Genomic DNA, 9,986 nt, shown 5'->3' with positions numbered 1-9,986 from the left:
TATCAGCCGATCTCCGTCAGGGGCTCGCCCCTGCGGGTGCGCAGCAACCTGTGCTCGAGGGAGGCGGGCGCTTCGGCCTGCAGATCCGAGAGGAATTCAGGCAGGCGGGCTTCGAGGGTGTGGCGGCGCACGAAGGGGCCAAACCAGTAAATCGCGTCGGGGCCATGGGTTTCGACCCGTGCCCACCAAGCCAGGCCCAGACCATTAGCGCAGCTGCGCAGGGGCCACAGCAGGGGATTCATGGGGGCGGGGCGGGAATGGTTCCATTCTGCCCGGCGCCGGGTCCCCCCAGGCCGGCCTTAATCACAACTAGAGATCACAACCGGATATCACCGCTAAATCCAGCTGGCGGGGCCGGCGTCAGCCCCAGCTCCACCACAGGAGCCTCTGGCTGGAGCTCGGGCTCAGGCGGGGCCTCGGGCAGAAGCTCAAGCTCGGGCTCAGGCAGAAGCTCAGGCTCGGGCTCGGGCTGGAGCTCAAGCTCAGTCTCAGTCGGAGCCTCAGGCTCAGCCTCAAGCTCGGCCAGAAGCTCAAGCTCGGGCTCAGGCAGAAGCTCAGGCTCGGGCTCGGGCTGGAGCTCAAGCTCAGTCTCAGTCGGAGCCTCAGGCTCAGCCTCAAGCTCGGCCAGAAGCTCAGCCTCGGGCTCAGGCAGAAGCTCGGGCTCGGGTACTGCTGCGGCGACGGGCAGCTGGGGGCGTACCAGGCGCGGGGCGGGCTGGCTGCCCCGCAAGCCCTTCATCCAGCCCCGCCGCGCAACCTCGTAGAGCAGCAGGGCCGTGGCCACCGAGGCATTGAGGCTGGGGGTCACCCCCCGCAGGGGAATGCGCACCAGCTGGTCACAGTTGCGGCGGGTGAGCATCGAGAGCCCGTCGCCCTCCGAGCCGGTCACAACCACAAGGGGACCCTCCAGATCCACCTCCTCCAGGCTGAGGGCGCCTTCGCTGGCCAGTCCCACCACCCGGTATCCCTCCTGCTTGAGGGCATCGAGGGCCCGGTTGAGATTCACAACCCGGGCCACGGGCAGATGCTCCAGGGCCCCCGCCGCAACCTTGGCCACCGAGCCGGTGAGGCCGGCACTGCGCCGCTGGGGCAACACCAGACCGTGGGCACCGAGGGCTTCGGCACTGCGCACGATGGCTCCTAGGTTTTGGGGATCGGTGAGGCCATCGAGGGCAATCAGCAGGGGGGGCTCGCCGATGGCGGCGCAGCCCTCGATCAGGCTGGTCAGATCGAGGGTGTCAGCGGCGGCGGTCTGCAGGGTGATGCCCTGGTGCACTGCTCCGCCAGTGAGCTGGCCCAGCCGGGCCCAGGTGACCTCCTCCACCAGCACACCCGAGGCCTTGGCCTCGCGCAACAGCTGCAGAAACTTGGTGCTGGTGCGCACCTCAGGCGTGCACCAGATGCGGTGGATTGGCCGGCCGCCCTCGAGCGCCGCCTGGGCGGGATGGCGACCCCAGATCAGGTCGGTGCTGGGGTCGATGCTGTGGCGTTCGGCCTCGCCGGCAGCCAGCGGCGGAGCGGCGTCAACGATCAGGGGCCTGGCGGCGGAGCGCAGTGGCGCCCCGGCCCGGCGCGGACCAAAACGGCCCTCGATGCGGCCGCCGGGTCTGCGGTCATAGGGCTTCCTGTCACCAATGGGTCGCCTCTCACCAAGGGGCCTTCTCTCACCAAGGGGCCGCCTGTCTCCTAGGGGCCTTCTTTCGCCAAAAGGTTTCCTCTCTACAAAAGGTTTTCTCTCTATAGAGGATTTCCTTTCGCCAAAGGGTTTTCTCTCCCCGTAGGAGCGCTCGTAGGGTTTTTCGTAGGGCTTGTCATAGGGCTTCTCGTAGGGTTTTTCAGCCCGGCTGGCGGGACGATCTGAACTTCCCTCCCGGCGGGGTTGGCGACGCAGATCACGGGGCCCAGTTTCCCGACCATCCCGGCTATCTCGACCATCCCGAGGCTCTCGGCCCTCCCGGCCCTCGCCGGCCCCTTTGAAACGGGTTGGGCGACCAGTGCCGCGACGGGGTTCAAAGCGTGGACTCATGGCGGCGTTCGCTGGTTATGGATCGTTTTCCTTCAAGTGATCTAGCAGCTCGGCCAACCGGCCTGGATCGTGGAGAAACAGCCAGCCCAATAGGGTCTCGAAGCCAGTGGCCTGGCCATAGGCCGCCGCATCGCCTCGGCGCGGCCCCCGCCCGGCCCGGTTGCGGCCGCGGCGCACCAGATCCAGCTCCGCCTCGCTGAGCAGGCCATCGAGGCACTCCAGACAGCGAGCCTGGGCACCGGCGTGCACCACATGCACCACCTGCTGGTGCAGGGTCTGGGAGCGGGCCGGCCGGCGGCAGCGTTGCAGCCGATGGTGCAGTTCCCACACCGCATCCCCCAACCAGGCCAGCTGCAGGGGGCCCAGCTCAACCTTGGGGGGCTGGGGAGTCAACCCAGCCAGCCAGCTCCCTGGCGCCGCCGAATCGAGCTCGCCCCGGTCAGGCGGCGAGGCTGCCAAGGGCGGTTTCCAGGTTGGGTTGCAGATGCAGAAACTCTTCCAGGCGCACGAGCTTCACGGTTTGCACCACCCGGGCATTGCCCACCACCAGAAACTTCTGCTTGCCCGTGTTGCACTGCTTGGCCAGCTGAACCAGGGCCCCGAGGCCGGAGGAATCGATGAAGTCGATCGCACTCAGGTCAATTACCAGGGGCTGGCCGCTACCGCGGTGGGAGGCGATGAAATCGCCAAACTGTTTATCGGAATAGGCATCGAGCTGGCCGGTGAAGCGGAACAGCTGGCAATGGGCCTGCTGCTCGAAGCCCCCCCGTAGGGACACCGTCAATCGCTGCAGGTCGTTGATGGCTCCAATCCCCGATCAGTTCTGCCGGGAGTGTAGGGAGTTGATTTGACTGTGCGGAAGTCGCAACAAAACTGCGACAGACCTCAGCGCCGCGCGGCCATCAGGGCGACGAAGCGGGCGAAGTGGTGGTCGGCGTCATGGGGCCCAGGGCTGGCTTCCGGGTGGTATTGGATGCCAAACACGGGAGCATCGACCATTTCCAGGCCCGCCACGGTGTGGTCGTTGAGGTTGAAGTGACTCACCCGCACCCGCCCCGGCGGCAGGGAGCTGGCATCGAGGGCGAAGCCGTGATTCTGGCTGGTGATCTCTATTTGGCTTTTGATTTCCATCTGGCTTTTGATCTGTGACTTGCCAGGGCTGCCGCAGGGGTGGTTCAAGCCGCGGTGGCCGTAGCCGAGCTTGTAGGTGCTTCCGCCCAGGGCCAGGCCGAGGATCTGGTGGCCCAGGCAGATGCCGAATAGGGGCAGATCGGACTGGGTGATCAGGGCTCGGGCCAGCTCAATGCCGCCGCTTACCGCAGCAGGATCGCCCGGCCCGTTGGAGAGAAACACGCCCTCGGGCTGGTGGCTGAGCACCTGCTCGAGCTGGGCATCGGCGGGCAGCACGGTGACTTCGCAGCCGTGGGCCACCAGCCGCTCAAGGATGGCCCGCTTGATGCCGAAGTCGATCGCCACCACCCGGTAGGGGAGCTCTGGGGCAGGTTGCAGGCGCGCATCGAAGGGCACCCCACAGGCCTGCTGCCACCGGTAGGGCCGCTGGGTGGAAACCTGGGCCGCCAGGTTGAGGCCCTGCATCGACGGGGCCCTGCGCACCTGCTCCAGCAACTCCAGGGCCGGGGTGCCATCGCTGCTGATGGCACCGTTAATTGCCCCGCCCTCGCGCAGGTGGCGCACCAGGGCGCGGGTGTCGACGGCCCGGATTCCCACCACCCCATGCCCGGCCAGCCAGGGCTCCAGCTCCCCCTCGGAGCGCCAGTTGCTGGCCCGGGGTGCCAGCTGGCGGGCAATCACGCCGCGCACGTGGGGGCGCTCCGCCTCCTGATCGGCGCCGTTGACGCCGGTGTTGCCCAGCTCGGGGTAGGTGAAGGTCACCAGCTGGCCGCTGTAGCTGGGGTCGGTGATCACCTCCTGGTAGCCGGTCATGCCGGTGTTGAACACCACCTCACCGATGGCCGTGCCGCGGGCGGCAAAGGCCTCACCCCGCAGCACCGTGCCATCGGCCAGCACCAACAGGGCAGGGGCCTGGCTCAAGGGTTCGTTGCAAGTGAAGTGATCATCCCGCAGCCGGAGCGGGCAGGGCCTGGCGCAACCGCTCCAGGGCCTGCCAGCCGCCGCCCGAGGCGAGGGCCGCCTGGGCCTGCTCCAGCCCCTCCGCCACGCTGGCGGCCCGGCCAGCGGCCCAGAGCACCAGGGCAGTATTCAGGGCCACGACATCGCCCTGGGCCCGGCTGCCCCGTCCCTGCAGCACGGCTTCAAGAATGGCCCGGTTAGTGGCCAGATCGCCCCCAGCCAGGGCCGCCAGGGGGGCCCGCTGCAGGCCCAGCTGCTCGGGATCGAGCTGGTCGCTGCGCACCTCGCCTGCCTCCACCAGCCGCAGCTCGTTGATGCCCGCCAGGGAGGCCTCATCCAATCCCCCCTGGCCGTACACCACCACCGCCCGCTGCAGGCCGAGCCGGGCCAGGGCATCGGCCATGGGATCGAGCAGGTCGGCCCTGGCCACGCCCAGCACCTGGGCATCGGGCCGCAGCGGATTTACCAGGGGACCGAGCAGGTTGAAAACCGTGCGCACGCCCAGGCTGCGGCGCAGGGGTGCCAGACCCACCAGGGCCGGATGCCAGCCAGGGGCGAACAGAAAGGTGAGGCCGGCCTGGGCCAAGGCGCCAATCACCTGGGCCTGGGGAGCCTGCAGGTGGATGCCGGCGGCCTCGAGCACATCTGCCGAGCCCACCCGGCCGCTGGCGCTGCGGTTGCCGTGTTTGGCCACATGGGCGCCGCAGGCGGCCGCCACAAAGGCCACGGCCGTGGAAATGTTGAAACTGTCAGCCCCGTCGCCGCCGGTGCCGCAGGTGTCGACCAGGGGCAGGTCCGGACGGGCCGCCGGGAGGTCACAGGCCTGCCGCAACACCTGGGCCATGGCGGCCAATTCCTCGCCACTGGCCCCCTTGGCCCGCAGGGCCGCCAGCAGGGCGCCGGTGAGCACCGGATCGATCTGCTCGGCCAGCCAGCCCTGCATCAGGCCGGTGGCCTGGGCGGAGCTGAGCGACTGCCCGTTCAGCAGTTGCTCCAGCAGGACTGGCCAGGGTTGGGCAGGTGCCATCGGGTGCGGCCAGAAAAAAGCCCGGGTGCAATGCACGCCGGGCCGGGTGATGGGGACCCTCCCACTATCACCCGAAGAGGGGGAAATTGGCGATGCCCCAGGGCAATTTCATCTAGGTCTGCTCCTGGTCTGCGGTGTCGAAACTCGAACCAACCGCCCCACTGGCGGCGGGTGTAGCCGTGGCCGCGGGCCGAAAACCCTCTTCCCAGATGGCCCTGGTGCGGCTGTGCAGCTGCTGGCGGCTGAGGCCCCAGAGCCGCAGCGCCTTGGCCAGATCGGCGCTGAGATCATGGGCGCCGGGAAAGTTTTCGTAGCGCATCAGCAAGCGCGCCGCATCCACCAGGTGGGCGTCGGCGGGTTGCTCGGCCGCCAGCAGGCGATCCACCACATCCCTGTCGGTGGCATAGAGGGGATGGCTCTGGTCGTTGCTGCTGGGTTCCATCAGGGCGAAGCAGGCCCGCCCAGCCTGCCGCAAAAGCAGCTGCCTAGGTTGGGCCCACCTGTGCACCTGGCCCCTGATGGGAGCCCTTCGGCTGGACCTGATCCGGCGCTACCTGCGCCCCCATCGCCGCCAGGTGCTGCAGGGCGCAGCGGCCCTGGTGGTGGTGAACCTGTTGAGCGTCTCGATTCCGCTGCTGGTGCGGCGGGTGATCGATGACCTGCAGGACGGCTTCGCCCTGGGGGATGTGCTGGCCCAGGCGGCCCTGATCGTCGCCCTGGCCAGCGTGATGGGGGCGGTGCGCCTCTACTCGCGCATGCTGGTTTTCGGCGTGGGCCGGCAGGTGGAAGCCGACCTCAAGCAGCAGATCTTCGACCACCTGCTACTGCAGGAACCGGGCTGGGTGCAGACCACCGGCAGTGGAGAGCTGATCAGCCGGGCCACCAGCGATGTGGAAAACGTACGCCGCCTGATGGGCTTTGCCGTGCTCAGCCTCACCAACACGGTGCTGGCCTATGCCCTCACCCTGCCGGCCATGCTCGCCATTGATCCCTGGCTGAGCCTGGCGGCGGTGGGTCTCTACCCGGTGATGCTCGTGGTGGTGCGCCTGTTCGGCGGCCGGATGATGCGCCAGCAACGCCGCCAGCAGGAGGCCCTGGCCTCGCTCAGCGACCTAATCCAGGAAGACCTTTCCGGCATCAGCGCCATCAAGATCTACGGCCAGGAGAACACGGAGCAGGCCGCCTTCGCTGGCCGCAACCGCACCTATCGCGATGCGGCCCTGAACCTGGCCCGCACCCGCAGCACCCTGTTCCCTTTGCTGGAGGGGATCGCCTCCATCAGCCTGCTGCTGCTGCTCGCCCTGGGTAGCGGCCAGCTCGAGAGCGGCCTGCTGACGATCGGCGACCTGGTCGCCCTGATCCTGTTTGTCGAGCGGCTGGTTTTTCCCACCGCCCTGCTCGGCTTCACCCTCAACACCTTCCAGACAGGCCAGGTGAGCCTCGAGCGGGTGGAGGAGCTGCTGCAGCGCAAGCCGCTGATCGTCTCGCCAGAGCGGCCCCAGGCCCCAGCCCAGCCCGGCCGCGGGGCGGTGCAGGCCCGTGGCCTGACCGTGCGCTATCCAGGGGCGCCCAGGCCGGCCCTGGTTGATGTGAGCTTTAGCCTCAAGCCCGGCGAGCTTGTGGCGGTGGTCGGCCCGGTGGGCTGCGGCAAAACCACCCTGGCCCGGGCCCTCGGCCGGATGGTGGAAGTGGAGCCAGGCCAGCTCTGGCTCGATGGGGTCGATATCACCAGGCTGGAGCTCGCAGCCCTGCGCGATCGGGTGGGGCTGGTGCCCCAGGAGGGCTACCTGTTCACCGCCTCCCTGGCGGACAACCTGCGCTACGGCAAACCGGAAGCGCCGCTGGAGCAGGTGGAGGAGGCCGCCCGCCAGGCCAGGCTGGAGGGGGATATCAAGGGCTTCCCAGATGGGTACCAGACCCTGGTGGGGGAGCGGGGCATCACCCTCAGCGGCGGCCAAAGGCAACGCACGGCCCTGGGCCGGGCCCTGCTGGTGCAGACCCCCCTGCTGGTGCTCGACGACGCCCTGGCCAGCGTTGACAACAACACGGCCGCGGCGATCCTCCACAGCCTGCGCGACCAGCAGGGGCGCACCATCTTGATGATCAGCCACCAGCTCTCGGCCGCCGCCGCCTGCGACCGGGTGCTGGTGCTGGAGCAGGGACGGCTGGTGCAACAGGGGCCCCACCTCGAGCTGCTGGCCGAGACCGGCGGCACCTACCGGCGCCTCTGGGACCGGCAGCAGGCCAGCGAGCAACTGCAGGCGGCGGGCTGATCTCAACACTTGTTGAGCAGCCCAGAAAAGATCCCAGGCTCCGGCTTAGGTGGGGAGAGAATTCCGCCACCTGCCAGGTCTCCATGGAGTCCGCTGCCCCCTTCCCCGGCCTGCCCTACCGGCTGCGCTGCACCCTGACCTTCGGCGACATCTACGGCCAGATCCTGATCTGGATGCTGGTGATCTTCGCCAGCCTGGCTGCCGGCCTGGCCCTGATGGGGGCCAGCAAGCCAATCTTTGCCCTGGTGGGGGTGGGAGTGATCCTGGTGCTGTCCCTGCCCTTCCTGCTGTTTGCCTTCACCACCACCCTGCTCAACCACATCGCCCTGGAGCCAAACGCAGCCCCCAAAGGGGCTGCCTAGGCTGAACTGCGATCGCCCTATTGCAAGTGTTCGGCCTGTTTGAGACCGCAACCCCCACCCAGGCAGCCCATGCGGTGCTGGGCACACAGATTGACGCGCAGCCGGGCCCCGGCCAGAGCGTGGCTGTCTTTGGCTGTGGCTGTTTCTGGGGAGCGGAGAAGGGGTTCTGGCGCCTGCCCGGGGTGGTGACCACGGCAGTTGGCTATGCCGGCGGCTCGGCAGATAAGCCCAGCTACAACCAGGTGTGTTCGGGCCGCAGCGGCCACAGCGAGGTGGTGCGGGTGGTGTGGGACACCGCTCTGGTGGATTTCAGCGACCTGCTAAAGCTCTTTTGGGAATGCCACGACCCCACCCAGGGAGATCGGCAGGGGAATGACCGCGGCAGCCAATACCGCTCGGTGATCTATATGGATGATCCGGCGCTGATGGAGCGGGCCCAGGCCAGCCGCCAGGCCTACCAGCTGCTGTTGAGCGGGGCGGGCTTCGGGCCGATCACCACCGAACTGCGCAGCAACCAAACCTTTTGGTACGCGGAGCCCTATCACCAGCAGTATCTGGCCAAGCCCGGCAGCCGCCCCTACTGCTCCGCCCAGCCCAGCGGGCTGCGGTTGGGCGCCTTTGAGGGCGCCAGCTACAAGCTGGATCCCCGGGTGTGGAACTCCTACGACTGGTCGGTGGCCCACTGCGTGCTGCGGGGTGACAATGCCCCCATCCAGCTGGCCTAGATAATGCCGGTGCTGCCCATGCCCATGCTGCTCCTCTCGCTGCTGTCGATGGGTTCGCCCTGGTGGGAGGACTACGGCATCACTGAGAAGTTCCTCTGCCCCAATGAGCGCGCCGTGACCCTGGAGCGCAATGATGCCCAGGCCTCACTGATCGCCGGCCGCTTCCGCTCCACCCTGTTTAGGGAAGACTCAAACCTGCCTGGCCTGCGCTACCGCAATGAACAGATGACCGTGATTCTGCGGGGCGATGTGCTCACCATGGAACAGTCGTTCCAGAAACTGGAATGCCTGCGCACCCAGCAGGTGTGATGCAGGTGCAGCCATGACTCCCTGGCCCGATCGGGCAGTGATCCTCGCCCTGCTAATCACGCTAGGGCTGTGTTTTGCCCTGGTGTTCTGGAGTGTGAGGCTCAATCCCCGCCCCGAACCCCAGCTGCAATGGCGAGACCGCCAGGCGCCCCAGGCCATGGTGCAACCGCTGTGACCGGGCCTGAGCAAACGCCACCCCGCCGGCTCCACCCCCTGCCACGGGGCCTGGTCGAGCTCTACGGGCTGCTGGCGGTGCTGTTTGTGCTTGTACCGGAATGGATGGCCGGCAGTGCTCTGCTGGGCTTTCGCGCCAACCGCAGGGGATCCGACCTGCCGGCCGCGGCGGCCGCGTGGCAGAAGCTGCCGGAACTGCGCCTGGCCGCCATGGGACTGGGCGACCTGCGCCTGCTGGCGCTGGAGCTGGGGATTGCTGGCTATGCCGGCCTGGGCCGAGACCGGCTCAGCGCCAGGATCATCCGGCGGTTGAAACCGCAACAAAAGCCCCAGCAGAAGCCCCGCAAAGCGCTGTGGTAATTTGAATTCGCCGGGGCGTAGCGCAGCTTGGTAGCGCACCACTTTGGGGTAGTGGGGGTCGCAGGTTCAAATCCTGTCGCTCCGATTGATTAGATCGAAACCGGATTATTTAAAATTGAGCCGCTTCTCTTTTTGGAGCGGTTTTTTAATAGCCTTTCAGCTGCTCCCCCATGCCATAACTTAACAAGACTAAACAACGGCTGATTTTAATTCCGGAACGCAGGCCAAATACCTAGCCTTACAGCAGTACATTAATTGAATTCAAAGGCCCATCTTGCCTTTAAGGTCTCTCCAAAGTTGATAGTGGGGCAAGAGCAGGCTGATAAAACAGGTCAAGGGCTCGCCCGCTTGAAGATCTCCCCAAGCCATGTTTCGAATGGAAAACAAAACCCTCTTAAAGTAACTTTTCAAGCTTAAAAGCTCGTCTTTGCCCGCATACCACCTCCAGTAGCGCTCGAGCACCTGGGGGAGTGAGTTTCTGATATTGCAGAAGACTTGCAGAGATGGATCCCCCACCACATCGAAATTTTCACCCTCCAACCGGCTGCCGAGTTCGGCATCCTCCGAATGGCGCAAACTGGCGTCATATCCCCCCACAGCCACTACCGCACTTGATCGCACCATGGCGCCAAAGGTGAT

Annotated in this window: 14 protein-coding genes and 1 tRNA gene; 7 read left to right on the top strand and 8 right to left on the bottom strand. The window is 66.8% G+C overall.

Going from position 1 to position 9,986, the window contains the following annotated elements:
• Positions 1 to 2: 2 nt before the first annotated feature.
• The 7 genes from KBZ15_RS11460 to KBZ15_RS11430 form a co-directional block, all read right to left on the bottom strand.
• Positions 3 to 242 carry a DUF1816 domain-containing protein gene (locus KBZ15_RS11460; protein ID WP_254931018.1) on the bottom strand — a complete coding sequence of 80 codons (240 nt, stop codon included), beginning with the start codon at positions 240 to 242 and terminating at the stop codon, positions 3 to 5.
• 74 nt (positions 243 to 316) lie between these two features.
• On the bottom strand, positions 317 to 2,026 hold the full coding sequence (gene rlmB / locus KBZ15_RS11455; RefSeq protein ID WP_255015355.1) for a 23S rRNA (guanosine(2251)-2'-O)-methyltransferase RlmB: 1,710 nt from the start codon (positions 2,024 to 2,026) through the stop codon (positions 317 to 319).
• Positions 2,027 to 2,041: 15 nt separating this feature from the next.
• Complete coding sequence (locus tag KBZ15_RS11450; protein ID WP_255015356.1) at positions 2,042 to 2,428, bottom strand: ribonuclease III domain-containing protein; 387 nt, start codon at positions 2,426 to 2,428, stop codon at positions 2,042 to 2,044.
• 37 nt (positions 2,429 to 2,465) lie between these two features.
• Positions 2,466 to 2,810 carry an STAS domain-containing protein gene (locus KBZ15_RS11445; RefSeq protein ID WP_197148641.1) on the bottom strand — a complete coding sequence of 115 codons (345 nt, stop codon included), beginning with the start codon at positions 2,808 to 2,810 and terminating at the stop codon, positions 2,466 to 2,468.
• A gap of 101 nt (positions 2,811 to 2,911) precedes the next feature.
• Positions 2,912 to 4,078, bottom strand: a complete 1,167-nt coding sequence (gene carA / locus KBZ15_RS11440) for a glutamine-hydrolyzing carbamoyl-phosphate synthase small subunit (protein ID WP_255015354.1) — start codon at positions 4,076 to 4,078, stop codon at positions 2,912 to 2,914.
• Between the two features lie 22 nt (positions 4,079 to 4,100).
• Entirely contained in the window at positions 4,101 to 5,144 is a 1,044-nt protein-coding gene (gene trpD, locus KBZ15_RS11435) for an anthranilate phosphoribosyltransferase (protein WP_255015353.1), read from the bottom strand.
• A gap of 112 nt (positions 5,145 to 5,256) precedes the next feature.
• Entirely contained in the window at positions 5,257 to 5,586 is a 330-nt protein-coding gene (locus KBZ15_RS11430) for a DUF3288 family protein (RefSeq protein WP_255015352.1), read from the bottom strand.
• Between the two features lie 76 nt (positions 5,587 to 5,662).
• Between KBZ15_RS11430 and KBZ15_RS11425 the strand changes: the two genes are divergently transcribed.
• The 7 genes from KBZ15_RS11425 to KBZ15_RS11395 all read left to right on the top strand — a co-directional run bounded on the left by KBZ15_RS11425 (position 5,663) and on the right by KBZ15_RS11395 (position 9,432).
• Complete coding sequence (locus KBZ15_RS11425) at positions 5,663 to 7,417, top strand: ABC transporter ATP-binding protein (protein ID WP_255015351.1); 1,755 nt, start codon at positions 5,663 to 5,665, stop codon at positions 7,415 to 7,417.
• Between the two features lie 83 nt (positions 7,418 to 7,500).
• Positions 7,501 to 7,779 (top strand): hypothetical protein, encoded by a 279-nt coding sequence (locus KBZ15_RS11420; RefSeq protein WP_255015350.1) that lies wholly within the window; start codon positions 7,501 to 7,503, stop codon positions 7,777 to 7,779.
• Between the two features lie 26 nt (positions 7,780 to 7,805).
• Positions 7,806 to 8,504 carry a peptide-methionine (S)-S-oxide reductase MsrA gene (msrA, locus tag KBZ15_RS11415; RefSeq protein ID WP_255015349.1) on the top strand — a complete coding sequence of 233 codons (699 nt, stop codon included), beginning with the start codon at positions 7,806 to 7,808 and terminating at the stop codon, positions 8,502 to 8,504.
• Between the two features lie 3 nt (positions 8,505 to 8,507).
• Positions 8,508 to 8,813 carry a hypothetical protein gene (locus KBZ15_RS11410; protein WP_197148654.1) on the top strand — a complete coding sequence of 102 codons (306 nt, stop codon included), beginning with the start codon at positions 8,508 to 8,510 and terminating at the stop codon, positions 8,811 to 8,813.
• 13 nt (positions 8,814 to 8,826) lie between these two features.
• Positions 8,827 to 8,988: a hypothetical protein gene (locus KBZ15_RS11405; protein WP_255015348.1), complete on the top strand. Its 162-nt coding sequence runs from the start codon at positions 8,827 to 8,829 to the stop codon at positions 8,986 to 8,988.
• On the top strand, positions 8,985 to 9,347 hold the full coding sequence (locus tag KBZ15_RS11400; protein ID WP_255015347.1) for a hypothetical protein: 363 nt from the start codon (positions 8,985 to 8,987) through the stop codon (positions 9,345 to 9,347). The genes KBZ15_RS11405 and KBZ15_RS11400 overlap by 4 nt, the downstream gene beginning before the upstream one ends.
• An 11-nt stretch (positions 9,348 to 9,358) precedes the next feature.
• Positions 9,359 to 9,432 (top strand) — tRNA-Pro (locus KBZ15_RS11395).
• A gap of 176 nt (positions 9,433 to 9,608) precedes the next feature.
• Here the strand turns inward: KBZ15_RS11395 and KBZ15_RS11390 are convergent.
• On the bottom strand, positions 9,609 to 9,986 hold a 378-nt coding region (locus KBZ15_RS11390; protein ID WP_255015346.1), incomplete at its 5' end, for a hypothetical protein.

It is taken from the genome of Cyanobium sp. BA20m-p-22, from assembly GCF_024346275.1.
GTDB lineage: Bacteria > Cyanobacteriota > Cyanobacteriia > PCC-6307 > Cyanobiaceae > Cyanobium_A.
This window is presented reverse-complemented; position numbering and strand designations above follow the sequence as displayed.

Coding starts and splice junctions, on each gene's coding strand:
- KBZ15_RS11425 (WP_255015351.1), top strand. CDS start 5,663: ATGGGAGCCCTTCGGCTGGACCTGATCCGGCGCTACCTGCGCCCCCAT.
- KBZ15_RS11430 (WP_255015352.1), bottom strand. CDS start 5,586: ATGGAACCCAGCAGCAACGACCAGAGCCATCCCCTCTATGCCACCGAC.
- KBZ15_RS11410 (WP_197148654.1), top strand. CDS start 8,508: ATGCCGGTGCTGCCCATGCCCATGCTGCTCCTCTCGCTGCTGTCGATG.
- trpD (WP_255015353.1), bottom strand. CDS start 5,144: ATGGCACCTGCCCAACCCTGGCCAGTCCTGCTGGAGCAACTGCTGAAC.
- KBZ15_RS11420 (WP_255015350.1), top strand. CDS start 7,501: ATGGAGTCCGCTGCCCCCTTCCCCGGCCTGCCCTACCGGCTGCGCTGC.
- KBZ15_RS11405 (WP_255015348.1), top strand. CDS start 8,827: ATGACTCCCTGGCCCGATCGGGCAGTGATCCTCGCCCTGCTAATCACG.
- rlmB (WP_255015355.1), bottom strand. CDS start 2,026: ATGAGTCCACGCTTTGAACCCCGTCGCGGCACTGGTCGCCCAACCCGT.
- KBZ15_RS11460 (WP_254931018.1), bottom strand. CDS start 242: ATGAATCCCCTGCTGTGGCCCCTGCGCAGCTGCGCTAATGGTCTGGGC.